The organism is Enterobacter sp. CRENT-193 (assembly GCF_002787395.1).
GTDB lineage: Bacteria > Pseudomonadota > Gammaproteobacteria > Enterobacterales > Enterobacteriaceae > Enterobacter > Enterobacter hormaechei_C.
This window is the reverse complement of sequence record NZ_CP024812.1, coordinates 3,794,379-3,819,523: the sequence shown is the minus strand read 5'-3', so window position 1 is coordinate 3,819,523 and position 25,145 is coordinate 3,794,379. Positions and strand designations below refer to the sequence as shown.

Here is a 25,145-nt window from a genome sequence, read left to right as displayed (position 1 = left end):
TACACCCTGAAGGATCATGATAATGAAATATCTTCTCCTGGCGCTGGTTGTACCGCTGGCCGCCTGCTCAACAAAGACCACCCCTCCTGATGCGCCTCAACCGCCGCACGCTATTGGTATGGCAAACCCGGCGTCAGTGTACTGTCTGGAGAAAGGGGGAGAGCAAATCCCTGTTCAAAGCCCGCAGGGTGTACGTACCGAGTGCAAATTACCAGGCGGGGAAGTGATCGATGAATGGGATCTCTACCGACGCGATCACCCGCAACCAACCAGATGACAAGGGCAATAAAACTGCGATACACTTCTCTTTAGGATTATTCTTAGCCAGTTTCTGGCAGTACGTTTGCGAGAAGAAGTATGTTTCAGTTAAAACCGGGCAGCATGGCGATGATCGTGGGTGCGCGTACGGCGGCAGGCCGTCGAAATATCGGTAAATCCGTGGAGCTGTTTGGCCTTTGTCAGCCGGGCCAGCGTTTTGTAAACCCGGTTAACGGCGTCATGACGCAATTACCTGATACATCAGCACGTGCGCTGTGGCTGGTCACCGGTGATGTTTACGCCTTTGATAACCAGCACGGTTTTGCGTTTGTTCGCCCGGAACATTTGATGCCGCTAACTCCCGACGAGATGCCACACAACGTGGATGAGCTGGCGATCGGTTAATCACAGTTTACGTAGCCAGTCCGCCAGTACCCGCGCGTGATTCTGCTCCCTGTTTTTCGCCCCGTAGAGTAGCGTCACGGTCTGCTGTCGGGCGAGGGCCGCCAGGCGTTTGCCTTCATCCTGATGCTGCGCCAGCTCTTTACGATAGGCTTCACTGAACGCAGTGAAATCTATCGTTTCACTGTGAAAAGCTTTTCGCAGTTCGCTGGACGGCGTTAGCGATTTACACCACTCATCACAGGCGAGGTCGGTCTTTTTTATTCCTCGCGGCCAGAGTCTGTCTACCAGCACCCGGTAACCATCGTCTGACGTTGCCTGTTCATATACGCGCTTACATTGAATCATCCGTTTTCCTCCTGCCGTGCGACGTTCGGCAAGAACACTATAGCACCCGGCTTTTATCCACCCAATTTAAGGTATTGTGATAATTGCAAAAGATCGGTAGTCTGAGGCTCCTTATGTTATCTGAAAATCCTCCGGCATAAGGAATCTCTCATGGAACTCTCCCCGGTTAAAACGACGCTGCGCATTGCGCTGGTTGGTGATTTCAATCCTGATGTTATTGCGCACCAGGCGATCCCGCTGGCGATTGACGACGCCGCTGCGGTTCTGGATCTCACCGCTGATTATGACTGGCTCGCCACGCCTGAGCTGACCAGCCCCGAAGACCTCGTCGGGTATGATGCCATCTGGCTGGTACCGGCAAGCCCGTATAAAAACACCGAGGCGGCGTTTATTGCGGCGCGTTACGCGCGTGAGAATAGCATCCCCTTTCTCGGCACCTGCGGCGGGTTCCAGCATGCGCTGATTGAGTATGCGCGTAATGTACTGGGCTGGCACGATGCAGGCCATGCCGAAACCGATACCGAGGGAAGGATGGTGATTGCGCCGCTGACCTGCTCGCTGGTAGAAAAAACCGACGCGATAGAGCTGCGGAATAACACGCTGATTGCCAAAGCGTATGGCAAGCCGGAAATTCAGGAGGGGTATCACTGCAATTACGGTGTCTCGTCTGAGTTTGCCAGCCAGCTTGAGCGGGGCGACATGCGCGTAACGGGCTGGGACGAGCAGGGCGAGATCCGCGCGGCAGAGCTGATAACCCATCCTTTCTTTGTCATCACCCTGTTCCAGCATGAGCGGGCTGCGCTTCAAGGGCGACCTGTCGTGCTGGTACAGGCCATGCTGCGGGCGGCGCAGGGATAAAAAAAGCAGACCGTCAGGTCTGCCTTGAATGTCAGCGGGGTGTGATCTCCCGGTCACGCCCGGCCAGCATGCCGCACAGGGCCATCACTACCGCAGCCAGCGCACAGGCCAGCAGCGGAATGCGCCAGTCTCCGGCGGTATCGTGAATTTTCCCCATCAGCGGTGGGCCACAGGCCGCCAGAAGATAGCCAATCGACTGTGCCATGCCGGAGAGCGCGGCGGCCTGATGTGCCGAGCTGGCCCGCAGTCCGATAAACGTCAGGCCGAGGATCATGGTGGCGCCGGATCCAAAGCCAAACACCAGCGTCCAGACGACGGCCAGCCCCGGCGCGAACCAGAACCCGGCCGCACTGACAGCGCACATCAGAGCGACAAGCCCGGCTATGCCACGCTGATCGTTAAGACGGTGCAGGATCAGCGGAATGGCGAGACCGGGAACAGCGGTTGCCAGCTGGAGAAGCCCGTGCATGGAGCCAGCCTGCGTTTCGCTGTAGCCGTGGCTAAGCAAAATCGCGGGTAACCAGCCGATAATGACATAGTAAATCAGCGAGTTAATGCCCAGAAAAAGCGTCACCTGCCAGGCGAGTGCCGAGCGCCAGATAGCCCGGTTGTGCAACGCGCCCGCGCCGGTCAGGGTGGCGGCCGGCCTCTGGCGCCATTGCGGTAACCACAGCAGCAGCGCCACCAGCGGGAAGAACATCAGCATCAACAGCGCTCCGTGCCAGCCACCACTCCCCAGCGACAGCGGGACGATCAGCGCCGACCCTGCGGCAGCGGCGGCCCCCATCGTCAGCGAATACGCCCCCGTGAGTTTTGCGACCTGGCCCGGAAAATCACGTTTGATTAAGCCAGGTAACAGGACATTGCCCAGCGCAATCCCACAGCCCACGATCGCCGTACCGATAAACAGCAGCGCGGCCGACGGCAGCGAACGTACGCCAATCCCGATGCAAATCAGCAGCAGAGCGATAAAAAGGCTGCGCTCCATGCCCAGGCGCCGGGCGACGCCTGCGGCAAGGGGAGAGATAAAGGCGAAGGCAAGCAGGGGCAGCGTTGTGAGCAGGCCGGTTTGCGCCGTGCTTAAGCCATAGTCCTGTCGGATGGTGTCGAGCAGGGGGGCGACACCGGTAAATGTGACGCGCAGCGTCGTGGCGATCATCAGGATGCCTGCAACCAGCAGTGCACCCTGTTTCCCGGAAGGTTGAATAGCAGTAGTCATTATTGTCTCTTACGTTCAGGCGAGCGCATACCATACCGATTTAAGTTGTGGTTGAAATCAGGCTAAAATGACAGTTTATCGCTAATATCGGACAACTTTATGTACGGACTGGGGCTCGACGGCTACGATCCCGATAGCCAGCACGACGCGGCGGTGGCCTTTCGCATCCGCGTGGTGGCACAGGAACAATTTATTCCGCTGCATCAGCACCGCAAAGGGCAGCTGATTATGGCGCTGGGTGGAGCGATCACCTGTGAAGTGGAGAGCGCGATGCTGATGGTGCCGCCCCAGTATGCGGTGTGGATCCCAGGACAAACGCCGCACAGCAACAAGGCGACGCCCGGCGCGCAGCTCTGCCTGCTGTTTATTGAACCCGGTGCGCTCGAATTGCCGACGCGTACCTGTACGCTGAAAATATCGCCCCTGGTGCGGGAGCTGGTGCTGGCGCTTGCGGACAGGTCACGGGAAGAGTTGCCTCTTCCCGCTACCGGAAGGCTGGTAGACGTCCTGTTTGATGAACTGCCCCTGCAACCGCAGGAGCATCTACAGTTGCCGGTATCTCCGCATCCAAAAATTCGCCTGATGAGTGAGACCATGGCAAACGAACCTGCCGCCTGGCAGACGCTGGCGCAGTGGGCAAGCCACTTTGCCATGAGCGAACGCAATCTGGCGCGGCTGGTGGTGAAAGAGACCGGCTTAAGCTTTCGCCGCTGGCGGCACCAGCTCCAGCTGATTGTCGCATTGCAGTTTTTGATCGGCGGGAAGTCGGTCCAGCAGGCGGCGCAGGCGCTGGGGTATGACTCCACCACCGCCTTCATCACCATGTTTAAGAAAGGACTGGGACAGACGCCGGCCCGCTATATCGCCAGCCTGACTACGACTTCCCGATAAACAGCGAAACCAGACCGGCAGCAATCAGTGGGCCAACCGGCACGCCACGAAACAGCGCCACGCCTAACACGGTGCCCACCAGCAGCCCGGCCACCAGCGAAGGCTGGCTGCTCATCAGCGTCACGCCGCGACCGCCAAGCCACGAGACAAAAACGCCCACCGCAATCGCCACCAACGATTTCCAGTTTACAAAGGAGTGCAGCAGCGTTGAGGCCGGTAGCGTTCCGCTGGCAATCGGGGCCATCACGCCGATGGTCAAAATAATGATCCCGATGGTAAGCCCCTGTTTTTCTATCCACGGGAAGAAGGTGTTCAACGGTGTGACGCGAACGATGATCAGGACCAGAATGGAAATCGCGACGGTGGTGTTGTGGCTGACAAAACCCAGTGCAGCCAGGGCCAGAAGTATGAGCAGTGTAGGGTCGAACATGACGGGATCCTTGCCAAAAATAGTAAGCCTGCTTACTTTACGCGCAAACGCGTCGGCAGGCAGGCTTTACTGAAAAAATTGTCTATTTTTGGGCACTTGCCTGACGTCAGTCCACCAGCTGCTGGATAAGCGGACTCCCTTCGCGGATAAACACCGGGATGATTTCCAGCGCCGCAGGCACCCGGATATGCTCCCCACCGGCGTAGCGCTCACCGTTGAGAGCGACCCAGCTATTGCCCGTCGGCAGCCAGACATCGCGCTCACGCTGGCCGGCCTGCATAACCGGTGCCACCAGAAGATCTTCGCCAAACAGATACTGATCTTCACACGCCCAGCTCTGCTTGTCCTGCGGATAGTGCCAGAACAGCGGACGCATGAGCGGGTCTCCGTGCAGATGAGCCTGCTGGTACAACGCGTCAATATACGGGCGCAGGGTTTCGCGCACGGTAAGCCAGTGCTGCATGATGGCGTAATTCTCTTCTCCGTAACTCCACAGCTCATTAGGCGAACCGCTGTTACACTGAGGAATGCCGTCACGGTAGCGCTCCGGAGGCTGAATCTGCGGTTCGCGATAGCCGTGCATGCGCAGAACCGGTGTAAACACCGCCCACTGGAACCAACGGATCAGTAATTCGTGGAACGCCGGGTCGTTAACGTTCCCTCCCTGGAAGCCGCCGATATCGGTCGTCCACCATGGGATCCCCGCCAGCCCCATATTCAGTCCCGCGGCGAGTTGATTGCGAAAAGCATGGAATGAGGAGTGGACATCACCCGACCACGCCAGCACGCCGAATCGCTGGCTGCCTGCCCAGGCGCAGCGTACAAGGTTAACAATGTCGGTTTCACCGTTTGCCTGGAGCCCATCGTAAAAGCCCTGCGCAAAATCACGCGGGTAGCGATTGCCCACTTCCAGTACCGGACCGGCGTGGTAGCGATAGTTGTCAAAATCATAGGCGCGGTATTCCGGTTCCGCTTCGTCCAGCCAGAACAGCTTAATGCCCATGTCGTAGTAATTTTTCTTCACCGCATCCCAGACGAATTTCCGCGCCTCAGGATGGGTCGCATCAAAGAAGGTGGTATTGCCCATAAAGTCGAGGTTGACCTGCACGCCACGTTCACTGCTGACCAGCCAGCCTTTGGCTTTCATCAGCGGATAGAGAGGGCTGCGCGCCTCTACCGTTGGCCACACCGACACCATCAGCGCAATACCCATTTCGCGCAGCTCGTCGACCATCCCTTCAGGGTCGGGCCAGTCTACGGGGTCGAAGCACCAGGTGCCCTGATTCGGCCAGTGGAAAAAGTCGATGACCATTACCGACAGCGGCAGATTACGGCGGCGATACTCCCGCGCAACCTCCAGCACCTCCTGCTGGGTACGGTAGCGTAATTTGCACTGCCACAGCCCGCTGATAAACGCCGGGGCGGCGGGCGGAGTTCCGGTGGCTTTTACATACTGGCGGGTGATATCCGCCACCGTGTCAGCGGCGGTGATCCAGTAGTCCATTTCTCCCGTCACGCGGGCGCGCCATTCCGTCTGATTTTTTGCAAAGCTGGCTTCACCAATCGCCGGATTGTTCCACAGCAGGCCATAGCCAAGGCTGGACTGCATAAAGGGCACGCTGGCCTGGGAGTTGCGCTGCGCCAGTTCCAGCGTACAGCCTTTCAGATCCAGCCACGGCTGTTGATACTGACCCATGCCATAGATGCGTTCATCCGGACGCGATTCAAACCGGACGGTGAGCTGATATTTTCCCCCCATTAGCGGCTTAAATTCACGGCCATCCAGCTTCAGGGCGCTGACATATTTATCCTGACTCTTCTCGCTGGCACCGATACCCACCGTTGAACGCTGGCGCCACATCTCTTCCAGCAGCAGTTCGCCGCGCTGATTGTAGAAGGCCAGCTGACCTTTAAGGTTCAGCGTCGCGGTAATATTGCCGTTGCGCAGCGTCAGGCTTTCCGCTTCGGCGATAATCTCAGCCTGGCAAGGGGCGGCGGGCAACAGTGCCTGTAAGGCGTCCTCAAAAGCCGGGGAGCAGGTGGCCCTGACGCGCAGGCTGTTTTCTCCCCACGGTTCAATACGCAGGATCTGGCGTTCAAAACGCCATTCGATGCTGTTGGAATGTTGAATCAGCTCACTCATGGATAACGCGTCCTTCTAAACAGGGTTTTTGGCGAGATGGATGGATTGCATTGTGCTGTCGTCGAGCTTATACCAGCGCAGCGTGGCAAACGCGCAGAGTGACAAGACGCCAGGCACGACGGTGAAGAGGGCGATGATGCAGTACATGGCGGTGTTGGTCTGCTCCGGGGCATTGGCAACATAACCGCTTAAGCCCAGCGTCCAGCCAACAATCGCGCCGCTGATCGCCATCCCCAACTTGAGTACGGCGAGGAAGGTGGAGAAGATCACGCCGTCCATGCGTTTGCCCTGTTTCCATTCGCCGTAATCGGCGACGTCCGCCATCATTACCCACATCAGCGTGGTGGTGGCCTGGTAAAGGGTGGAGACGATAAACGTCATGGGCACCAGAATAAGCACCGACTTAGGCGCAAAGAACAGAGCGATGCTGAGTACCCCCGCCAGTACGGAACAGTATCCAAACATCTGCACTTTGCTGACGTTCTGCGTCAGACGTTTGGCCAGCGCGCTGCCTGCGGCTTTCCCGAGAATATGTGCCCCGAGCATCCACATAAAATAGCTTGCGCTACCGAGATAATAAGTGACGAAATACATCATTGCGCCAAGGCGAATAACGCCAAAACCAATGTTGGTTAATACCAGGACGGCGACAATCCGCCATTGGTCGTTTCGTAATAAATCCCGCAGTTCCGCAAGATAATTATTGTGGGTAGCGGGAGCCTTAATACGTTCACGCGTATTGGCGAAGCAGATCCAGAACATGACGACCGCGACGGTCGCCATAATGGCCATTGCCCAGCGGTAGCCCAGTAATTTATCGTCGCCACCTAAAAACTCTGCCAGCGGCATCATAAAGAATGTCGACAGCGCGCCACCCAAAGTGGCAAGGAAAAAGCGATAAGACTGGAGGGAAATTCGCGCATCGTTGTCGGGCGTAATCACCGCGCCCATGGAGCAATAGGGAATATTGATTGCGGTATACATCAGCATCATCAGGGTATAACTGACGGTAGCGAAAATCATTTTACCGTGCAGATCGAGGGACGCCGGCACGGCGTAGGTCAGCAGACAACTTGCGCCAAAGGGCAGCGCCAGCCACAGCATCCAGGGACGGAATTTGCCCCAGCGCGTGCGCGTCCTGTCAGCGATATAGCCCATCGCCGGGTCTATTATGGCATCGGCGGTTCTCGCCAGAAGAAACATGGTGCCCACGAATGCGGCAGGTAGCCCCACCACGTCCGTATAGTAAAACGTCAGAAAAATAATGACGTTATCCAGCCCAATATGGCTCGCCATATCGCCTAACCCATAACTGATCTTTTCTTTACGGGTAATTATCTCGGTCATTGTATTCACCTTGCCAGTGTAAGGTTTATTTTTGAGGTGCTCCGTAAACAGGGTTAACCAGGATGAAAAGGTTAACAATTGCGAGATCTGGCATCGGGGTTACGTAAATTTCTTTTCGTGATACCGGTAACAAATAAAGTATTTAAACAGTGACTTTATACGGAGGAGGATAGTTAACAGCGAATCGTTTCAGCGAAAAAAATCGTCTTTTCGCGGACGCGTCATTGTCATTTAGCTGTCATTGTGGGGGAGTAAAAAAGAGGTAAATGGGCAAAGCAGAGGGCATCATGAACGATCCTATGTTTGTCGAAACGCTAATTATTTCCTCATCATTTTTTATCATCGCGATTATTTTGATTGCTTCCGTGCTGCTGCTGGAAAACGGCTGACCGTTAGCCAGCCGCTGTATTTATTGTTTACGGAACGTCACCAGTTCAGGACGGGCGATACGCAGATAGTCCTGGGTATCCATTATCACCGATTTTTCCAGCAGGCCGGCGTTAAAGGCGATTTCATCGAAGCGCTCAAACAGCAGCGGATCGGCGACCAGCGTCAGATCCGGATGAAAGCTGAAGGGGGGAATGGCGCCGAAAACGCAGCCGGTAAGCGCATCCACTTCTGCCGGACTGGCGAGAGAGGCCTTTAGCCCACCGAAATGGCTGGCCAGCAGGCTCAGATCGGCCTGCCGATCGGCGGCAAGGATTGCCAGAATATGTTTCTTAACGCCGTTGCCTTTTACCTTGCAGACCAGTGCTTTTGCACCCTGCCGGAGATCGGTCCCGCGAATTTCACTGACCGCTTCGCATTTCCCAACGGCCTCATGCGCCACCACGCGAAAGCGCGCCTCCTGCTCGGTTAATAAGCTGATTAGCCGCTGATGGGTCGTCGTCCCGGTCACGTCATCAGACATAACGATTTCACCTGTGATTTGCCAATACGTAGCTTGCTACATTAGCACGGGACGGAGAGGGCTGAAAGAAAACAGCCAGCGGGAGCGCTGGCTGTTGGGTCATGCGTTGCTGGTGGATGACTGTTTCTGGAGCAATTCGCTAAAATCTAAGTGACTGAATTTAATTCGTAAAACTCTTTCCCCAAAACATCCCCAAAATAATTCCCCAAAACTCCCTGTTTAAATCACAACTTTTTTCCATTCTAGACCACGGTCATCTCCATACATTACGCTCATTGCTTCGGTTTTATGCCCTAAAAGAGTTTTGACATCTATACCCTGAGCTTTGTATGTTCTTGATGAAAGAGAGCGCTGTTCATGAAACGGTGGGAGGGCAGTGCAATCCTTAGGCCAGGTAATATTTGCTTTATCTCTTGCCTCCTTAAAATATCTTGATATTGTTTTTTCGGGAACGTGAGATCCCGCTTTACCGTAAGCGTGATGCTTAACATGGTGGATCAGATAAGGGCTCACTACTCTATCGCGACACTTACTAATAACATCAGCCAGAGTCAACCCGATTGCATCGCACCTTAAATTTAAGGGGATAGCTAACTTCATTCCGGTTTTATTTTGGGTAACATGAAGGTGATTATCCCAAATGTCACTAAACTTCATCTCGACTATGTCACCTATCCTTTGCCCGGTTACTAAAGCCAAAAGCATAGAATTTTGAGCGCAAGGCGGCAAAGAGCCTGCGCTTTCAAAAATCAACTTCCATTGTTCAATGCTAAGTCTGCTTCGTTTCACTTTGGCTATTGGATTTTTTACAGCTAAGGCTGGGTTGTAGCCAGGATCAACCTCGCCAGCATGCTGCGCCTCTTTGAACACGTCGTTTAGTACGCTTCTTATCAGTTGGCCCATTCTGTGCTTTCCCTCTGCCTTATATTCATCAATAATTTTTGCAATGAGTCTTGTATCAACATCCTTCAGGCGAAGGTTTGGCACTCTATCTGCGAGGATCTGAGAACATAATCGTCTGGATTTTAAAGTAGGGTTTTTTATCTCACCGTCACGCAACCTTTCCATCTGAATTTCGATGTATTTTTTAATCCACTCACAAACACGTATACCTTGATCCTTTTTCCCTGAGCTCTTCATTGCCATATCAATCAGAGCATAAGATTGCTGAGTTTCTTGTTCTGCGGTTATACGGTTCATCTCGATTGCAGCAGCTTTTGCCGCTTCCTCATCTGTTCCGAATCCAATAAATGAACCTGTTACAGGGTGGCGATATTGCCAATAAATTTTTGAAGTACGCTTATCTAACTTACAGTAAAGGTTGGGTATTTTGACATTATGTTTTCTGGGGCGAGCTGCCATTTATCGCTTTCTCCACTAACTGGCGGGCCTTGTCTGATAATGATGACGAAATATCAACACTGCCAACCATGCCAACAAAACGAGCATCTTCATCTATAACCCAGCGTCGACCTTGCTTTAAGGCTGGTGGATAAGTCTGTTTGGTCTTTGCTATTTTGTTTAATGCTGAGTTGCTTAATGGATATTTGAATCCATTAGGACCAGATGCCCACTCATAAAGTGTTACTAACTGCCCCATGCGTTTCTCTCCACTTAACCGGCTGCACCCGGTGTTTATTTCTGCAATTTATCCTTCATGCTCTTAACTGTTACCGTAAGCAGATCGATATCAGTCACTTTGCCATGAATTATTTCAGCTATCCGCTCAACGATAGCGCGGTATTTTGTTTGTTCAGCACCCTGAAGCATGGCGGCGCGGCGACCAGCTTTCCACGCAGATTCGGCCATAACACCAAGCATCTGTTTAGCTGCCGTGGTGTATTGGTTTTGCTGATAATGCTCATGCCATTCTCTACCGAACCATGAATAAAAATTATCATCAGCATCAACTACCGGCGCTGGCGGGGCGGTGTATAGCTCTGTACCAAGAGCAGGTTTGCGAGGTACGCCGTTATCTGCGTACCAACAAACCCCAACAGTCTCAACCTTCGCCACCGGAACAGCATTTTTCTCCGCTTCGAGCGATGCCAGCGCCAGCTTCATCGCAGCCAACGCCATAGCCGCGTCTTCGTTTACTGCGCCGGGCACAGCATCGCGCTCTTCTTCAAGCTCCATTATGGTCTTCACTAGCCATTCTTTTAGGGTAGTGCTCATTGGGCGGCCTCCTTGCGAAGTTGGACGGCGATGTCTTCGAGTACTCCATCAGCGAACGAGCGATCGAAATCCCCCTCTGGCGCATCAGCCATAAACTCTGTAGATGTGAGAATCATCCGTGCGATGTCTGCCGCGTTCTTCGCCGTGTCATCGATAAACCCAGCCTCCCATGCGGCCAGCATCCTGTTAGCAACAAAGTGAGCGCCTTCCTTGTGGGCCTGCGCCCGCACTTCAGCCAGGCATTTGCGGAATTCAGCAACGTATTGTTCGACACTCATTCCCCAGGTTAACGGGCATTCTTCGACGGTTTCGCCTTCGTATTCTTCATCAGGGACTTCTTTGGTAAAGAATTCGCGCTCGATGGCATGGAGCGTGTCAGCGAAGCGGCGTAGGTTTCTCAGACCTTCCGTGATAGAAAATTCAGGAGCCTCGCAGCCAGCGCCCATCTGCTGATATACGGCGGTTTTGAAGGCCTTCAGCCCCGCATTCTCCGCAGCCAGCGCCGCAGCTTCATTACGAACCTTACGCAGTTCCAGAACAGCTACCTGCACTGCATAAGCGAACATAGCAGCAGGTCGATCACTCACTTTTTCACTGTCTCGTTGCATGTTGACTGCAATAGTCATAAGTTCATCCAGCTGTTCGCCTGTCATTGGTTTATTGGCTGTCATGATTTTGCTCCTGCTGCAATTTGTGTTGCTTGACGAAGTGGGCCACAGCCTTTGACTGGCTGGCGACAATGGTTTTGTCATCCATGTCCAGCCAAACGGTTTTACCGCGATACAGTGAGGCCCGACCAATTTCCTTACCATTGAGCATCACATACAGAGATCGTCCGCGAATTTCTGTTGTTGGTACTGGTTGTGACAAGCGATAGAGTTCACGTGCTTCAGCAATGGCTTTATGTTCGTCAATAATCGAGAGCGCCTCGGCCAGGGCAGTCCCTTCAAGTGTGAAGACACCTTCATCAGTGATCGTGGCCTGAGCCATCAGCTCAACGAAACGGCGTGCGTTCTTTACGCTCAGCTCCGGCGCGATAGAGCTACGGGTAACTTTCGTTTTCCCCTGTGCAGCTGCTACTGCTTTATCGTGCTGTAAAACTTTCCCGGCCTGTTCGCCATACTCAATAACGCGATCAACCGCGACATCGACAGACACCGCACCGGATTTAACTTCCTGCTGAACGTCATGGTTCGCCGTGCTAAGGAGCAGCAGCTTCTCGACGGTGGCCACAGACTTATTCACCAGCTTTGCTATCTCGCTGGTGGTCTGGTTAAAGGCGTTATGTAGCTCCTGAATAACAGCTGCCTGTTCCATATCGGATAGCGGAAGCTGGTTATTACTGGTCATGATGCGGGCCAGGCGCTGAACATCGTTACCGTTGAACGGCATGATATGGATGCGGTCTACTGGCTTACCTGCTTCTGCACAACGCGCATAGCAGCGACGACGACGGTGACCTTCAACAACCCACACTCCACCTTCATCACGGGCGATAACCTCCAGCGGGGGAACGGAGCCACCGTTCATCAGGTAGTTGAAGAGGTCATCATCTGCCTGGCGGGTTCGTTCATCATCTTCGCGTTTGTTGAAACCTTCCCGCACATGGATTTGATCAAGGCTGATGAACATCCCGGTATCGGTGCGCTTGATGGTCCCGTCACGGGTCATTTGCTTGAATGAGTTAGCCATCAGAGAGCCACCTCGTTATTTTGGGAAATGACGATGGGTGACAGCTCACGCAATTCTCGCTGGGCTTCCAGTAAATGCATATTGGTTCTGCTCTTCGTGTGGCGTTCAACAATGCGGTCACACTCTTTGGCCCAGCTTGCTACATCTTCACGCAAGGTGATGTTCTGAAAAGCCAGTTCCTTACGCTGAGCCATCGCTTCGCAAAGCGCTACGCTTGTATAGTCCAGGCGGTTAGCCAGTTCGGTCATAATTCCGCGATAAGCTGGCGGAAGGAGAGGGGCGGCCTTACGCGCTGCGTCGATCAGCTGCTCCCGGGTCATGCGTGGTTGTAACTCGGTGACGTTCTGTGTGTTCGTCATGGTTAGTTTCTCCGTGTTATACGCGCTCTGCACAGCGCTGAATTTTGGTTGCACGAATCCCGGCACTTGAATGCTGCCAAATTCGTAATTATTCATTAGGTATTAAAAATATTCGCGATTATCAGAACGAACGCGTTCGAGAATAATTTTTGCTTCATCCAAGGTTGGTGCAAGCAAGGCTTTTTCTATCGCTCTGGCAAAACTAATCGCATCGCATTCGTAACTGTCTGCCCGTGATTCCCAATCAGATGCCTCTTCTTCAGCAGAAGAAATACGGTCATCGTATTCATATTCCAGCTCGTGGCGAACCTCAGCGCGAAGACTTTCACGAATAATGTCTGACGCTTCTTCAAGTGGAAGGATGACCAGTAAATTTTCGGGCTGATAAGTACCATATTTAACAGCCAAATCATTTGCAGACATGCTACCTCCAGAAAAAGCGCCCGCCGCTGAGCGGGCAAATAACATTTTTCCAATCCAACCAGAACAGGCTCATCGTCTCCTGTTGGTTGAGATGGCGTTATTACCATCACCAAGCACCCTGAGGATGCTTGAGGCTGGCAGCCACAATCGACACTGCAATGTCGACACGTTACTTCTCCACAAATGAGAGCGCGCTCTCCTGAGTTGATTTAACGACTACGGCCTCTCAAGTTGAACGCAGAACGCGCTTTCAGTTGTGTAAAAGGGGCGGTCGACAATAAGGACATTCAAAACTGCCGACCGCCAAGACTACACACAGCAATCAAAACTTTGCCTGTCTTTTCACCACATCAGGCTCAGTGGTATTCTTGGAGTTCTCACACAACCAAGAAGGAAATTAAAATGAGTCAAACTCCAATTGATATGGTAACTCTCGCCCGAAGGATTGAGGCGCTTGAGAACGCATTTACTGTTGCTCTTCACTCAATTTCAACAGCATTACCATCAGTTAAATCAGATGTAATAGAGAACCTTAATCGGCACGCTCAGTCTTATGAGGGTAAGGATTCTTACATTGTTTCTACAAGTCGTTCGCTTGTTGAGCGAATCGAGGGCTTTAACCCCACCATTAAAGGCTGATTTTTGTTATCTCGCCGCCCTGGATGTGGGCGGCTTCAATCATCGAGCGCTCTTCAAGTGCCAAAATAGAAGCCAAATTTGCAAACACCGTAACGCACTGAACAACGCAGTCAGAGCAAATGACCGCCTCGTCTTTTCCACCTTTAGCAATAATCCGTTTTGCCTGCTGTTCTGTAACTCCGCAGAAAGAGCACTTGTAGATACTGTTACCGCTCATTTATGTTCACCACCACAATGTTCGCTGCTGATGGATTAAATATGTACCAATAGTTCAATAATGTAAAGTACCAAAAGTACACTTGTAGTGTTTAAATACATAACTCATTGAAAGTTAGCGTGTTTTAATTTATCTAATGCCGATGCTATGATTAATAAAACATCAAAAAGGTGAGCGCTAATGGATTTGGACGATGAAAGGGTGAGCATGATTGTTCATGCTATGGGCAGGGCGATTATGGATTTATCGCTATCAGATCAACCAGTGACGAAGGAAGCCATCATCGAGAAGTTGGAACACTATCGCAGAGAGACAGGCAATGTGATCGGCAAGGGAGTTAACAGGGATGCTGCGGAGATATTGAGGGAAGGTAGCAAGGCTGTGAAGTAGGTACAAAAACCCGGCCCAATGGCCGGGGATTCATTTAGTTAGCCTTCTCGCAACCTGGCTGTCCACGGTCGATAACTTCGGTTCCCTCTACAATAAATCCGAATTTACCGAACAGGAAAGAGTGGTTGAATTGAGTAACAACAACGTCAGAAAGAGCAACAGAGCATCTGTTCTTCTCAATAGCACGATCAATTGCCGTTTTCACATTAGGGATCCCGAGCGGGAAAATCACGACGGGAGCAGAATCTTCTGCTTTAACGCGCGCACCTTTAACGAAATTGTTTGAGTTGAGATTGTAATTTTTTGTGCTCGCTACAGTCAGATCCGCAACGCGAGAGCTACACCCAGCTAACATCATTACCCCAAGAGCTAAAGCTAAAGCCTTTTTCATTTTTTGTTTCCTTTGATTGCAATCGGAAATATCTTAACATGGGTTGGTGGCAATAAAAAACCCGACCGAGGTCGGGTTTCATAATTTATCCAGCTATCCATGGTATCGGTAAGTAACTCAAAGATGTATGTTTTAGAATGTTTTCGGTTACTAACTTGAGCGCAATTGCATTGAAACGTTCAAAATACCATAAATTATCCTGAACGAATTGCTCATCAAAAGCATCCGCATCGCTTAAGGAAAAAAACGTAGTGAACACGGCATTGGACTCAAAAGCTAAATCGGATTCATCGGGATCCTCCCTTCTCGGTCCAGAGAATGCGCGAACCTTAGCTTCGATCAGCATGCTTATCTTGAATGAATTTGAGTCATCAACCTTTTCGTAACTAACCTCAGGGTCCTGAGTGTTTACAGTAATGAATCCCTCTTCACCGATGTTGATTTCTTTGAAAGAAGAGGAAATAACTTCAAAACCTTCAAAATAAAAATTTTCCAACATCAATGTCTTATCCCCCTGCCTACAGAGAGATGCCAGTTTCCTGGTTGGCGAAGCTCTCTACTGAAATCCAATGTTTCAGAAACGAATTCATTTTTTCTTTCAAAATGGAAATGGATTTCTTTTTTGATTGCCAGTTTTTCTTCTATCGCTTTTTTTACAAACTCATTCAAGTTAAGCCCTTGATTCTTAGCCGATAGATAAGCATCTTTATGCAGGTTTTCTCCAACCCTAACGTTAAAGGTTCCGCTCATAGCTTTTTCAGGTTGTTTCCCTATGGCAGAACAGGTCTCCAGATAGTCGTCAACTGCTTCCTCAAAGGCTCGCTTCAAGGCAGGGAGGGAGTCTGCTTCATAAGTAACAACATCTGCAATGCACTCAATTTTTCCATGCAAAACCATGTCATCAAGTGACGTTTCTACACTTCCACAATAATTCTTGTATTTCAGCATCTTATTCATTGCTATCTAACTCATCTAAAAGAGATTTGGCTTCTTCAAGCACATACCCTTTCACAATATTGCCTGGGTGTGGGCAATGGAAGGCTACGATACGCTTTACATCGTTGACAAATTTCCGACGCGATCCTGAACCGTTGATAACCTTAAAGCCATAGTGTCCAAGAAGCGTAACAAGTTCATCCCAAGTAAAATCTTTAGGAAGAGCGTTGAGCCTTGAGCGAAGTTTTTCCTTCCTGCTCATAGTGATTACATCCTATACGAAGAAGTATAGCAACTAAAAAACAGTTGCAAGTTGTGCTTAGTCTTAAAAATCAGAAAAATAACCACTTGCCACAGGTAAGGAAGCCTGTCTTTTCTGAGTTTTCTACAGGTCATCACTGCTTATGCTTAACAACTATAAATCAGAGCCTATTGTACGTGATTGACTCATGAATCAGCGCCTTACCCATTACGTAGAGTTGGTCCTGATTTTCTTCTTTGATGTACCACTTCTCATAAGCTGGGTTATCAGACAGAACTGCTAATTTGTCACCTTGCATCTGAAGACGCTTCACGTGGAAAGTTCTGCCGTACACGAAAGAGTAAACTCCGTCAGTTTGGAAATGTCGCACCGAGATATCCACGAACAACCTATCCCCTGACACTAAAGTTGGGGCCATGCTGTCCCCACTTACCGTCATTACTTTGACGTCTTGTTGTGGGCGATTACCGAAGAGAGAACGGGCATGTTCAGTGGTGAACTCGATTGCATACAGAACTTCAACATAGTCCGAAAGCATGTAGTTTCCGGGACCAGCACTTACAGTAAGATCAAGAACATCTACACGGTAAACATCGCTGCTCATGTTGGCTTGTCTTTTGGTAATTCCGTCCTCAGAAGAATCACCTAGCAGGTAAGTTGCAGACGTGCCAAGAAGAGCTGCCAGATCCTGCAACTTTCCACGCCTTGGTATTGCTTCCCCGTTAAACCATTTACTCACAGCTTTAGGTGTTAGCTTCATTTTCTTGGCAATTTCTGCCTGCCGACCATGAATCTGAAAACCAGCTTTTTCACAGGCCAGCGCTAGCCTTTTGGAGAAGTCTTGTCGCGCTCTTTCTTCCTGAACCATGAGTTCAATAATAGGTGTACTTGCGTGAACTATCAGTTCCGTCATAATATGTACTTTAAGTTCATAAAGTGAGGTTCATATGCAAGAGGAAAAACTCCCAACTCTTACTGAAGCAATCAAGGAGATTGGTGTCATTACCATCTCTTCTGCTTGCGGATGTAGTGCTCGTTCCATCTATAAGTGGATGAAAAAAGGATGTCTGCCTCGTACAGATTTTACTGGCGAGACTAACTACGCGGAAAAAATCGCCTTAGCCTCCGAGGGAAAATTCTCAAAGGAATTGATCAAGGCGATTAGTCGCCCCCAAAAGCCTACAGATTCAGCGGCTTGATAGAAACCACAGAAAGGAGGATATGACCGTGGGTAAAGAACCTGAATGGAAAGTTGAGAAGCAACCCGCCTGGCTGGTGGCCGCAATCAGGAAGACCATTGCCGCGTTGCCAGGCGGGTATGCTGAAGCGGCGGAGATTCTGGACGAAACCCAGAACTCACTCTTTAACCGCCTTCGTGCTGGTGGCGACCAGATTTTCCCAATGGGCTGGGCAATGGTGCTTCAGAGCGCTGCGGGCGTAAGTTACATCGCTGACGCGTTCTCTCGTGAAACTGATAACGGTATTCACGTTCCCGGCGCCGTGCCAGATGATGAAAACGAAGAGATTGGCCTGAAACTGGCCGAGCTGGTGGGGAGACTTGGTGAGCTGGTCAATGCTTACCGTCATTACATTGAAGATGGAGTCGTTGACCGGAGCGAGTGGCAAAGTCTTAACGATATCGCATATCAGTTCAGGGTCACTCTCATGACGTTCCTGAACCTTATTTCCCGTGTTTATTGCCTCCCAGAAATGGGTGAGGCCCGCGAGTGTGCAGCTCCGGGCCCCTTGGCGTGTCGTATCAGTGGAGAAACTAACGCATGAACAGTTTAACGGTAAACAACCGTCTCCCGCAACTCCGTGGTATTCCCGTTGTTGGAACCTCGTCGTTTCGGTATGAGCGCATGGTATCAGGCCGCTGGGTTCCATGTAACCACAGCAGGGCTATGGCGATTGTGGGTGTCTGGCGTCGGAAGGGGAGAGCGCTGTGCGAGAACTTAACCGGCGTTTCAGAGATCACTATGGCGTCCCGGTGCGCGTCATCAGGTGGGAGCCCGAGACTCGACGCGTTATATACCTTCGCGAAGGGTACGATCATGAGTGCTTCAGCCCTCTTGAGCAATTCCAGCGTAAATTTACAGAGTTAAAGGACGACCATGAGCAGAATCTTTGACATCGTCCAGTCAATGTCAGGCCAGAAGAACGTCATTGTTCTTCCCAGGCCGTACCTGCTGTTCTTTAAAGAAGACCAGCAGGCTCATGCGCTGGCAGCAGTTCTTAATAACCTCGTTTTCTGGTCAGCATTTGGGGATGAAGACGGCTGGTTCTATAAAACTCACAAGGAGCTTGGAGCTGAGGCGGGCGAATTAACTGAAGACCAGACAGAGCGGCTGGTTAAAAAGTTGGTAAACAAGTATCTGCCTGGCGTGATCGAGACCTGCTCTCGAAAGGTCAATGGTACGCCAACCAAGCATTATCGCATCGACGGCGATGCTCTAATCTCATTAATCTTTCCAGAAAATAACGATTCCGCAAAAGTACGTAATGGAAAACGTGAAGATGCGGAATCAAAACCGCGAAGCTGCGTTTCTCAATCCGCGAATGACAGGAATCTTGGGAGCCGCGAAAGTACGGAATCCTATCTCTATACAGACTTTAATACAGAGTTAAACAAGCAGACTAATAAACCTATTTGTCCGGTTGCGCCGCAACCAGACCGTGATGTGTTGATCACCGATCAGGCTAAACAGGTTTTAACCCATCTGAACCAGGTGACCAGTTCGCGTTATCAGGTTTCAACAACCTCGCTGCAAAACATTCGCGCCCGAATCGGGGAGGGATTCACCGTTGAAGATCTGTCGCTGGTGGTGGACTACTGCAACGCCAAGTGGAGCGACGATTTAACAATGGCGGCCTACCTGCGCCCGCAGACACTTTTCCAGCCAACGAAGTTTCCAGCTTACCTGAAGTCCGCTACCAACTGGGCGAATGCCGGAAGGCCAGCGCGTGTTAACGGGAAGTGGGAGCGTGAGGATGGAATCTTCAAATCAAGCTTCCAGAATACCGACTACAGCAAAATTCCCGATGGCTTCAGAGGAGCGAACAAATGATGGAATTAACGCCGCGTCAGAATGAAGTGTTCGAAGCTATCAAGGTTCATATCGAAAAGGCTGGCTTCCCACCTACGATGCTGGAGCTTGCCGGATTAATTGGCTGCGCATCACCGAACGCTGCTGTAACGCACGTGAAGTCACTTAAGAAAAAGGGTTACATCACTGTTGCTCCTGGCGCAGCCAGGGGCATTACCGTCGTCAAAACGGAATGGGATGCAGATCCAGTAACGATCATCAAAGACCTGCTATCCGGTGGAGATAAGGCCAGAGATAACGCTGTTGATTGGCTGAAAAAACAGGGAGTGAGTTTATGAAACTGGTGCTCCCGTTCCCACCGAGCGTAAACACATACTGGCGAGCCCCAAACAAGGGGCCGTTAAAAGGCCGCCATCTTATCAGCGAGAAGGGCAGGGCATATCAAAGCGCGGCATGTGCAGCGATCATTGAGCAACTGCGTTGCTTACCAAAACCATCATCATCACCAGCTGCGGTGGAGATCCTTCTCTTTCCTCCAGATGCCCGCCGCCGCGACATCGACAACTACAACAAGGCTCTGTTTGACGCGCTCACGCATGCAGGCATTTGGGAGGATGACAGCCAGGTGCAGAGAATGTTGGTGGAGTGGGGACCGAAGGTACCGGGTGGACGTGTAGAAATATCGATCAAGAAACATGAACCTCTGGCGGGTGCAGCCGCCTGATAAGTGGAGAAGAGCATGAATCAGATGAACATCACCGTAACGTGTCCGACGCACCATGCCGCCGCAATAGGCCATCAGATAACGATGTCCAGTCGTGAAATTGCGGAGCTGGTCGATTCCCGACATAGCAATGTCTGCGTAACCATCGAGCGACTGATGAAATCCGGCGTGATTGGGGGGTATGCTGCAATGCAGTACACCCATCCTCAGAACCAGCAGGTTTACCACTACTACGAAGTTAACAAGCGAGACAGCTATGTGATCGTCGCGCAGTTGTGCCCGGAGTTTACTGCCCGTCTGGTTGATCGCTGGCAGGAACTGGAGAGCGGGGTCGGGATGGTTGTTCCCCAAACACTCCCTGAAGCGCTCCGGCTCGCCGCTGATCTTGCTGAACAGAAGCAACGTCTGAGTGAAGAACTGGCAATTGCCGCACCGAAGGCTGAATTTGTTGATCGCTACGTCAAAGCTACCGGGTCAATGACTTTCCGGCAGGTTGCCAAGCTCCTTAACGCCAAAGAACCAGAGTTCGCGATGTTCCTCATTGAGAACGGCATCATGTATCGCCTGAACCGCGTGCTTACTCCGAAGAGTAAACACATCGAAGCAGGCCGATTTGAAGTTAAGACCGGGACCACTAACCAGACCAACTATGCGTTCAATCAGTCTCGTTTCACGGCGAAAGGGGTGCGCTGGATAGGTGGACTTTGGGCAGAGTATGTCGCTAAGGGGCAAATTGCGTGAGAGCCATACTGACGCCTGAAATTGCGCCGATGTCCGGGGTGGTTCTGTTCCGCCCTGGTACCGAACTGCTCTGGCTATTCCGTCAGGGAAGGGTAGTTATTGAGCCACCATCCGAAGCCATACAGCATCTGCCATCTGGATTAATCCCTGAAGCCCACCAGCCCCTGACTGACGATGCCAACATGCAGGCTATTTTCGTTAACGAGAGGGTCATTCAGCGAGCTGGTGGATTGAGTAGCCTTGATGCCTGGCTGGAGAGAAAATTTGAATGCCAGTGGCCTCACACTGACTGGCATGCCAGTGACTTTACGGTTATGCGCCACGCTCCGGGGAGCATTCGTCTTTGCTGGTCATGTGATAACCATTTACGTGAGCAAACCACTGAAAGACTGGCAGGAATTGCCATGCAGAACCTGGTAAAATGGCTGCTGGAAAGGGTAAATATTGATTTAGGTTTCAGCCCTGACCACACTCTTTCGCTTCCTGAGTTCTGCTGGTGGATGGTACGTAACGATCTTGCTGACCTTGTTCCTGAATCAGTGGCGAGCAAAGCCCTCAGGATTAAGCCTGAATCGCACACTTCAGTAATGCGGGAAAGCGACATTGTTCCGTCATTACCGGCGACTGAAATCCTCCAGGAGAAGGTTAAAAAGATAGTCTCGGTGAAAGTCGATCCTGAATCACCGGAATCTTTCATGCTGAGGCCAAAGCGCCGCCGCTGGGAGAACGATAAGTACACCCGCTGGGTGAAGTCGCAGCAGTGCAGTTGCTGCAATAACCCGGCAGACGACCCCCACCACCTGATAGGCCACGGGCAGGGCGGAATGGGTACCAAAGCGCACGACCTGTTTGTGATACCGCTGTGCAGAGCGCATCACAACGAGTTACACGCTGATCCTGTGGCATTTGAAGCGAAGCACGGCGACCAGTTAACGCTGTTGTTTCGGTTTTTAGATCGTGCGCTGGAAATCGGCGTACTGGCGTAAGTGGAGACGCAAATGATCAATCCTTCAGAAGTAGGCAAATCCGGCGAGTTGGTTCGCCTTCGCACTCTCGAAAGTATCTGGGTACAGGGAAAGCTCCGCATGTGGGGTCGCTGGTCTTATATCGGTGGTGGCTCGGGCGGAAACATGTTCAACCAGCTGCTGGCTTCCGGGAAAATAACCAAATCCGCTATCAACGATGCGCTGCGCCGCATGAAGAAATCCGGCATCACCAAACCAGAGCTGGAAGCATACCTGCGCGAAATCCTCGACAGCAAAAACAAAAGCGGCCTGGCATTCTGCTCGGATGAAGAGGGTCTGAAGGTGGATGGTGTTATTGCTTCCGTTCTGATGAATGACGACTACCGATCACTTTATGGCGTCATCGTGGACCGTCACAGACTTCGCAAGAGCAAGCTCCAGATGGCGAACGAGCTTAATGCCAAACACCCTGACTGGACCCTCATCACATGCCGTCGTCGCATTGATACATGGGTTAGTCTTGCAGAATCGATGCTTTACGCACCACTTTGTGACGCATTCGGCACAAATAGCGACAGATTTAAGTTGCAGAGTGAGCAGGAAAGTGCTTAAATTGTGGTAGGCTCGGGACGTTAAAGCGAACTGAGCAGCAAAACACTAAGAAACCCGCGATTAGCGGGTTTTTTCATTTCTGATTAAAAAAACATTTTTGACATAATCGTTTTGGAAATATGCTGAATCCACTTATCAACGAACAGGTGGATACATGCAGCAGATTAAAAACCATAAAATACCTCTTGATGGCACAAACCCCACAGATTTGAATGCCTTAAAAGATATTATCGAATCTAATTCGTATATGTTCGAAGAGTATCTTCTTACTGATTTTGGTGGAGATGCGAGATACTCGGTCGTTGATGGTTCTTTTGAAATCACGGCGATAGCCGAAGGATTTTTCGAATACACAGCCGAGATAAATTTCTACGCGGGATGCGCAAACATGAACGACACCAGTTCTGTTAACGGGACTATGGAGTTCGAAATCGAAGATGGAAATATCATCATCGAGTTGGATGAAACTGTTTGGGATGTCAGATAAAAAACAATTACCTATCTAAAGAATAAGGCCTCTTCATTAGAGGCCTTTTTTATTTCCCCTCATTACTGAGAGGACCCACGGCAATAAGAGGGGGCTAAATGTCCGCAGAACCGATATCTGCTACGGCAACTGCTGGTGTTGCTGCCGGAACTACCGGAATCACCTTCGCCACGATGTTTCCTGAGGCTACTCCTGCCGTAATGCTTTGTTCTCTTGCAGGGGCCGCTTTATACGTCCTGAGCAGCGAAGACCATAAGCTCTGGAAGCAGATACTGTTTGCGCTTATCTCATTTATCGGTGGGGTTTACTGCGCCGGAACAGCATCTGAAATCATCGCAGCGCTTATCAATGCGGCATTAAGTCACCTTTCTCCGCCAGTTGCCGTGAAAGTATCTCCAGCCATTGGCGCGCTGGCGGCCTCAACGGTTTCTGTCACCGTCCTGCTTCGCGTTCTCAAGCGCTCGAAGACGGGAGACTTACCCGGATTGAAGGGGGAAGAATGACGTGGCAAACACTGATCCTGAACATTAACGCTGTTGCATGCATCCTCATCACCATACGCCTGATGTTCTTCAGGAAGCGGAGCTTACGGCGCCGCCGTCTGATGGAGTTTCTGGCGTATGGGCTGATCCTCGCTCCAGCGTTTACTGCTTTCCGAATCTGGCATGGTGATTACGTGCAGGTTGATTACGGAGAGTTGGTCGTCAATCTCGTTGTCTGCATAGCCGTATGGCGAGCGCGCGGCAACATCGCAAGAATCGCAGGGGAAAGCACAACGTGAACCAATCACAATTTCAAAAGGCGGCTGGGCTAAGCGCCGAGTTAGCTGCGCGCTGGTTTCAGCCAATCAGTGATGCGATGGAAGAGTTCGGCATCACCAAGCCGGTAGACCAGGCCATGTTCATTGCTCAGGCTGGGCACGAATCAGCAGGTTTCACTCTGCTGGTGGAGAGCTTCAACTATCGCATTGCAGGACTGGTTAACTTCATCCGTGCGGGACGCCTCACGGCAGACCAGGCTAACGCGCTTGGGCGTCGTCCTGAAGAGCGAACATTACCGATTGAGCGACAACGCGCCATCGCGAACCTGGTATACAGCAAGCGCATGGGTAACAACGCTCCCGGTGACGGCTGGTTATACCGTGGACGTGGGCTTATCCAGATTACTGGCCTCAACAACTACCGTGATTGCGGCAACGGCCTGAAGGTTGATTTGGTCAAGCAGCCTGAGCTACTGGCTGATGATGTTTATGCAGCCAGAAGCGCTGCTTGGTTCTTCGCTACTAAGGGATGCCTGAAATACTCCGGAGACCTTATGCAGGTGACGAAGATTATCAACGGCGGCACTAACGGGCTGGAAGATCGTCGCGCTCGCTTCGGTCATGCCAAAACGGTCCTGGTGTGAGGTTGATATGGGATTCGAAACGCTTATCGCTATTGCTGCACTTGTTATGGCTGCTATCGCTGGTGCCTTTGGGATTGGTCATTCACGCGGCACAAGCAAAGCCGAAGCCAAAGCCGACCAGCAGCGCACCGAAGATAACGCAGCTGCAACGGTCGCAGCAGCGGAACGTCGGGTAGAAGCAACGAAAGAGGCCAGCAATGTACAACAGACTGTTAACCATATGCCTGGCGACGATGTTGATCGCGAGCTGCGCACAAACTGGACCCGTAAAGGTTGAGGTAGTGGACACTGCTTGCGACTGGGTTAAACCCATCTACGGTACGGATCACGACTGGGATGTACTGGACCGCCAGACGAAGAAAGACATCCTGGCGCATAACAAAGCGTGGCAGGCTAACTGTCATAATCCAAAGGAAGTGAGGTCCAAGTGATTGCAACCATCGGAACTATTCTTGTTTGGGCTCTAATCCTTATTGCTGGAGCTGCTGGACTGTTTTTCGCATTCATCGGTTTTATGTTTTTTATCAGTTGGCCGAAGTGACATTGAGTGTTAGTCATTACAAAGCTCACCGGCTGGTGGGCTTGATAATGGTTATTACTCGCGTAATGCAAATCCTTTCCAAGCTGCCATCCCAGCAAAGATGCCAATTACAGAGGAGGCCATGCCTCCTGCCCAAGTAATAACATCAGAGGCAGAAGGGATTGATTTTGATATAAATAAACAAAACTCTATACCAGAATGAGCTATAGCAATAACGACCCAAAGGCACAGTGCTTGTTTCAATAACTTGATCAACATGGATTTGCTCCCTTTGTGTTTACGCTCTTAGTTATAGCAGTTTATGGCATCACAGCAGGCATTCACTGAGTGCCTG

Annotated in this window: 41 protein-coding genes; 21 read left to right on the top strand and 20 right to left on the bottom strand. The window is 51.3% G+C overall.

Annotated elements, in window-relative coordinates; all coding sequences use genetic code 11:
• Positions 1 to 22 precede the first annotated feature (22 nt).
• Both CU081_RS19095 and CU081_RS19090 read left to right on the top strand, forming a co-directional pair.
• On the top strand, positions 23 to 277 hold the full coding sequence (locus tag CU081_RS19095) for a putative hemolysin (RefSeq protein ID WP_022650809.1): 255 nt from the start codon (positions 23 to 25) through the stop codon (positions 275 to 277).
• A gap of 80 nt (positions 278 to 357) precedes the next feature.
• Positions 358 to 663, top strand: coding sequence for a hypothetical protein (locus tag CU081_RS19090; protein WP_022650810.1), 306 nt, complete (start codon positions 358 to 360; stop codon positions 661 to 663).
• On the opposite strand, the gene CU081_RS19085 is transcribed toward CU081_RS19090, so the two are convergent.
• Positions 664 to 1,008 (bottom strand): DUF488 domain-containing protein, encoded by a 345-nt coding sequence (locus CU081_RS19085; protein WP_003857886.1) that lies wholly within the window; start codon positions 1,006 to 1,008, stop codon positions 664 to 666.
• Between the two features lie 150 nt (positions 1,009 to 1,158).
• Between CU081_RS19085 and CU081_RS19080 the strand changes: the two genes are divergently transcribed.
• Complete coding sequence (locus tag CU081_RS19080) at positions 1,159 to 1,866, top strand: CTP synthase C-terminal region-related (seleno)protein (RefSeq protein WP_022650811.1); 708 nt, start codon at positions 1,159 to 1,161, stop codon at positions 1,864 to 1,866.
• Between the two features lie 31 nt (positions 1,867 to 1,897).
• On the opposite strand, the gene CU081_RS19075 is transcribed toward CU081_RS19080, so the two are convergent.
• Positions 1,898 to 3,085, bottom strand: a complete 1,188-nt coding sequence (locus tag CU081_RS19075; protein ID WP_022650812.1) for a CynX/NimT family MFS transporter — start codon at positions 3,083 to 3,085, stop codon at positions 1,898 to 1,900.
• Between the two features lie 99 nt (positions 3,086 to 3,184).
• Between CU081_RS19075 and CU081_RS19070 the strand changes: the two genes are divergently transcribed.
• Positions 3,185 to 3,976, top strand: a complete 792-nt coding sequence (locus CU081_RS19070; RefSeq protein WP_022650813.1) for an AraC family transcriptional regulator — start codon at positions 3,185 to 3,187, stop codon at positions 3,974 to 3,976.
• On the opposite strand, the gene CU081_RS19065 is transcribed toward CU081_RS19070, so the two are convergent.
• From CU081_RS19065 to CU081_RS19055, 3 genes are all read right to left on the bottom strand, one after another.
• On the bottom strand, positions 3,960 to 4,406 hold the full coding sequence (locus CU081_RS19065; RefSeq protein WP_003857881.1) for a DUF441 domain-containing protein: 447 nt from the start codon (positions 4,404 to 4,406) through the stop codon (positions 3,960 to 3,962). The two genes, CU081_RS19070 and CU081_RS19065, sit on opposite strands and share 17 nt — an antisense overlap.
• A gap of 106 nt (positions 4,407 to 4,512) precedes the next feature.
• Positions 4,513 to 6,549, bottom strand: coding sequence for a glycoside hydrolase family 31 protein (locus CU081_RS19060; protein WP_022650814.1), 2,037 nt, complete (start codon positions 6,547 to 6,549; stop codon positions 4,513 to 4,515).
• A gap of 15 nt (positions 6,550 to 6,564) precedes the next feature.
• The gene (locus CU081_RS19055; RefSeq protein ID WP_022650815.1) at positions 6,565 to 7,896 is read right to left on the bottom strand and encodes a glycoside-pentoside-hexuronide (GPH):cation symporter; all 1,332 of its coding nucleotides are present in this window, start codon (positions 7,894 to 7,896) and stop codon (positions 6,565 to 6,567) included.
• A 287-nt stretch (positions 7,897 to 8,183) separates the two neighbouring features.
• On the opposite strand from CU081_RS19055, the gene yoaI reads away from it, so the two are divergent.
• The gene (yoaI, locus tag CU081_RS26640; protein ID WP_017384693.1) at positions 8,184 to 8,285 is read left to right on the top strand and encodes a small membrane protein YoaI; all 102 of its coding nucleotides are present in this window, start codon (positions 8,184 to 8,186) and stop codon (positions 8,283 to 8,285) included.
• A 20-nt stretch (positions 8,286 to 8,305) separates the two neighbouring features.
• Here the strand turns inward: yoaI and CU081_RS19045 are convergent, their stop codons facing one another.
• The 8 genes from CU081_RS19045 to CU081_RS19010 all read right to left on the bottom strand — a co-directional run bounded on the left by CU081_RS19045 (position 8,306) and on the right by CU081_RS19010 (position 13,455).
• On the bottom strand, positions 8,306 to 8,806 hold the full coding sequence (locus tag CU081_RS19045; protein ID WP_022650816.1) for a YbaK/prolyl-tRNA synthetase associated domain-containing protein: 501 nt from the start codon (positions 8,804 to 8,806) through the stop codon (positions 8,306 to 8,308).
• Between the two features lie 219 nt (positions 8,807 to 9,025).
• The gene (locus CU081_RS19040) at positions 9,026 to 10,168 is read right to left on the bottom strand and encodes a phage integrase Arm DNA-binding domain-containing protein (RefSeq protein WP_058647396.1); all 1,143 of its coding nucleotides are present in this window, start codon (positions 10,166 to 10,168) and stop codon (positions 9,026 to 9,028) included.
• Complete coding sequence (locus CU081_RS19035; protein ID WP_072202861.1) at positions 10,143 to 10,406, bottom strand: excisionase; 264 nt, start codon at positions 10,404 to 10,406, stop codon at positions 10,143 to 10,145. Before CU081_RS19035 ends, CU081_RS19040 begins: the two co-directional genes overlap by 26 nt.
• Before the next feature lie 35 nt (positions 10,407 to 10,441).
• A complete protein-coding gene (locus CU081_RS26635; protein WP_225535745.1) occupies positions 10,442 to 10,981 on the bottom strand; it encodes a hypothetical protein in 540 nt (179 codons plus the stop codon).
• Positions 10,978 to 11,547 (bottom strand): hypothetical protein, encoded by a 570-nt coding sequence (locus tag CU081_RS26630; protein WP_225535779.1) that lies wholly within the window; start codon positions 11,545 to 11,547, stop codon positions 10,978 to 10,980. Before CU081_RS26630 ends, CU081_RS26635 begins: the two co-directional genes overlap by 4 nt.
• A gap of 91 nt (positions 11,548 to 11,638) precedes the next feature.
• Positions 11,639 to 12,673, bottom strand: a complete 1,035-nt coding sequence (locus CU081_RS19020) for a hypothetical protein (protein WP_058647395.1) — start codon at positions 12,671 to 12,673, stop codon at positions 11,639 to 11,641.
• Positions 12,673 to 13,032 carry a hypothetical protein gene (locus CU081_RS19015; protein WP_205913751.1) on the bottom strand — a complete coding sequence of 120 codons (360 nt, stop codon included), beginning with the start codon at positions 13,030 to 13,032 and terminating at the stop codon, positions 12,673 to 12,675. The genes CU081_RS19020 and CU081_RS19015 overlap by 1 nt, the downstream gene beginning before the upstream one ends.
• A gap of 102 nt (positions 13,033 to 13,134) precedes the next feature.
• Positions 13,135 to 13,455 (bottom strand): hypothetical protein, encoded by a 321-nt coding sequence (locus tag CU081_RS19010; RefSeq protein WP_022648915.1) that lies wholly within the window; start codon positions 13,453 to 13,455, stop codon positions 13,135 to 13,137.
• A gap of 402 nt (positions 13,456 to 13,857) precedes the next feature.
• On the opposite strand from CU081_RS19010, the gene CU081_RS19005 reads away from it, so the two are divergent.
• The gene (locus CU081_RS19005) at positions 13,858 to 14,094 is read left to right on the top strand and encodes a hypothetical protein (protein WP_058647394.1); all 237 of its coding nucleotides are present in this window, start codon (positions 13,858 to 13,860) and stop codon (positions 14,092 to 14,094) included.
• Here CU081_RS19005 and CU081_RS19000 read toward each other — a convergent pair.
• Positions 14,084 to 14,311 carry a ClpX C4-type zinc finger protein gene (locus tag CU081_RS19000; protein WP_058647393.1) on the bottom strand — a complete coding sequence of 76 codons (228 nt, stop codon included), beginning with the start codon at positions 14,309 to 14,311 and terminating at the stop codon, positions 14,084 to 14,086. The genes CU081_RS19005 and CU081_RS19000 overlap by 11 nt on opposite strands.
• A 180-nt stretch (positions 14,312 to 14,491) precedes the next feature.
• Here CU081_RS19000 and CU081_RS18995 point away from each other — a divergent pair, with 180 nt between their 5' ends.
• Entirely contained in the window at positions 14,492 to 14,701 is a 210-nt protein-coding gene (locus CU081_RS18995; RefSeq protein WP_058647392.1) for a hypothetical protein, read from the top strand.
• Positions 14,702 to 14,735: 34 nt separating this feature from the next.
• Here the strand turns inward: CU081_RS18995 and CU081_RS18990 are convergent, their stop codons facing one another.
• From CU081_RS18990 to CU081_RS18970, 5 genes are all read right to left on the bottom strand, one after another.
• On the bottom strand, positions 14,736 to 15,092 hold the full coding sequence (locus CU081_RS18990) for a hypothetical protein (RefSeq protein WP_058647391.1): 357 nt from the start codon (positions 15,090 to 15,092) through the stop codon (positions 14,736 to 14,738).
• Between the two features lie 85 nt (positions 15,093 to 15,177).
• Positions 15,178 to 15,591: a hypothetical protein gene (locus CU081_RS18985; RefSeq protein WP_006809189.1), complete on the bottom strand. Its 414-nt coding sequence runs from the start codon at positions 15,589 to 15,591 to the stop codon at positions 15,178 to 15,180.
• Positions 15,591 to 16,049, bottom strand: coding sequence for a type II toxin-antitoxin system HicB family antitoxin (locus CU081_RS18980; protein WP_006809188.1), 459 nt, complete (start codon positions 16,047 to 16,049; stop codon positions 15,591 to 15,593). Before CU081_RS18980 ends, CU081_RS18985 begins: the two co-directional genes overlap by 1 nt.
• A complete protein-coding gene (locus tag CU081_RS18975; protein ID WP_006809187.1) occupies positions 16,042 to 16,290 on the bottom strand; it encodes a type II toxin-antitoxin system HicA family toxin in 249 nt (82 codons plus the stop codon). Before CU081_RS18975 ends, CU081_RS18980 begins: the two co-directional genes overlap by 8 nt.
• 160 nt (positions 16,291 to 16,450) lie before the next feature.
• Positions 16,451 to 17,203 carry an XRE family transcriptional regulator gene (locus CU081_RS18970; protein WP_058647390.1) on the bottom strand — a complete coding sequence of 251 codons (753 nt, stop codon included), beginning with the start codon at positions 17,201 to 17,203 and terminating at the stop codon, positions 16,451 to 16,453.
• A gap of 34 nt (positions 17,204 to 17,237) precedes the next feature.
• On the opposite strand from CU081_RS18970, the gene CU081_RS18965 reads away from it, so the two are divergent.
• From CU081_RS18965 to CU081_RS18900, 14 genes are all read left to right on the top strand, one after another.
• Positions 17,238 to 17,489 (top strand): hypothetical protein, encoded by a 252-nt coding sequence (locus tag CU081_RS18965; protein ID WP_045345728.1) that lies wholly within the window; start codon positions 17,238 to 17,240, stop codon positions 17,487 to 17,489.
• Between the two features lie 28 nt (positions 17,490 to 17,517).
• Entirely contained in the window at positions 17,518 to 18,072 is a 555-nt protein-coding gene (locus CU081_RS18960; RefSeq protein WP_047359615.1) for a YmfL family putative regulatory protein, read from the top strand.
• A gap of 163 nt (positions 18,073 to 18,235) precedes the next feature.
• Positions 18,236 to 18,421: a DUF4222 domain-containing protein gene (locus tag CU081_RS18955; RefSeq protein ID WP_032673528.1), complete on the top strand. Its 186-nt coding sequence runs from the start codon at positions 18,236 to 18,238 to the stop codon at positions 18,419 to 18,421.
• Positions 18,405 to 19,358 (top strand): conserved phage C-terminal domain-containing protein, encoded by a 954-nt coding sequence (locus CU081_RS18950; protein WP_058647389.1) that lies wholly within the window; start codon positions 18,405 to 18,407, stop codon positions 19,356 to 19,358. The genes CU081_RS18955 and CU081_RS18950 overlap by 17 nt, the downstream gene beginning before the upstream one ends.
• Entirely contained in the window at positions 19,355 to 19,675 is a 321-nt protein-coding gene (locus CU081_RS18945; RefSeq protein WP_058647388.1) for a LexA family transcriptional regulator, read from the top strand. The genes CU081_RS18950 and CU081_RS18945 overlap by 4 nt, the downstream gene beginning before the upstream one ends.
• Complete coding sequence (locus tag CU081_RS18940) at positions 19,672 to 20,061, top strand: RusA family crossover junction endodeoxyribonuclease (protein WP_023293909.1); 390 nt, start codon at positions 19,672 to 19,674, stop codon at positions 20,059 to 20,061. The genes CU081_RS18945 and CU081_RS18940 overlap by 4 nt, the downstream gene beginning before the upstream one ends.
• A gap of 84 nt (positions 20,062 to 20,145) precedes the next feature.
• Positions 20,146 to 20,802 (top strand): phage antirepressor KilAC domain-containing protein, encoded by a 657-nt coding sequence (locus CU081_RS18935; RefSeq protein ID WP_372658233.1) that lies wholly within the window; start codon positions 20,146 to 20,148, stop codon positions 20,800 to 20,802.
• The gene (locus tag CU081_RS18930; protein ID WP_058647387.1) at positions 20,799 to 21,788 is read left to right on the top strand and encodes a DUF968 domain-containing protein; all 990 of its coding nucleotides are present in this window, start codon (positions 20,799 to 20,801) and stop codon (positions 21,786 to 21,788) included. Before CU081_RS18935 ends, CU081_RS18930 begins: the two co-directional genes overlap by 4 nt.
• 12 nt (positions 21,789 to 21,800) lie before the next feature.
• Positions 21,801 to 22,379 (top strand): DUF1133 family protein, encoded by a 579-nt coding sequence (locus CU081_RS18925; RefSeq protein ID WP_058647386.1) that lies wholly within the window; start codon positions 21,801 to 21,803, stop codon positions 22,377 to 22,379.
• A gap of 154 nt (positions 22,380 to 22,533) precedes the next feature.
• Positions 22,534 to 22,866, top strand: a complete 333-nt coding sequence (locus tag CU081_RS18920; RefSeq protein WP_047746036.1) for a hypothetical protein — start codon at positions 22,534 to 22,536, stop codon at positions 22,864 to 22,866.
• A 98-nt stretch (positions 22,867 to 22,964) separates the two neighbouring features.
• Complete coding sequence (locus CU081_RS18915; protein WP_006809173.1) at positions 22,965 to 23,369, top strand: putative holin; 405 nt, start codon at positions 22,965 to 22,967, stop codon at positions 23,367 to 23,369.
• A complete protein-coding gene (locus tag CU081_RS18910) occupies positions 23,366 to 23,647 on the top strand; it encodes a phage holin family protein (protein ID WP_000220248.1) in 282 nt (93 codons plus the stop codon). The genes CU081_RS18915 and CU081_RS18910 overlap by 4 nt, the downstream gene beginning before the upstream one ends.
• Positions 23,644 to 24,270: a glycoside hydrolase family 19 protein gene (locus tag CU081_RS18905; protein ID WP_058647385.1), complete on the top strand. Its 627-nt coding sequence runs from the start codon at positions 23,644 to 23,646 to the stop codon at positions 24,268 to 24,270. The genes CU081_RS18910 and CU081_RS18905 overlap by 4 nt, the downstream gene beginning before the upstream one ends.
• Before the next feature lie 7 nt (positions 24,271 to 24,277).
• Positions 24,278 to 24,547 (top strand): hypothetical protein, encoded by a 270-nt coding sequence (locus CU081_RS18900; protein WP_058647384.1) that lies wholly within the window; start codon positions 24,278 to 24,280, stop codon positions 24,545 to 24,547.
• Positions 24,548 to 24,865: 318 nt separating this feature from the next.
• On the opposite strand, the gene CU081_RS26175 is transcribed toward CU081_RS18900, so the two are convergent.
• Positions 24,866 to 25,069: a hypothetical protein gene (locus tag CU081_RS26175; RefSeq protein WP_127673971.1), complete on the bottom strand. Its 204-nt coding sequence runs from the start codon at positions 25,067 to 25,069 to the stop codon at positions 24,866 to 24,868.
• Positions 25,070 to 25,145: the final 76 nt, after the last annotated feature.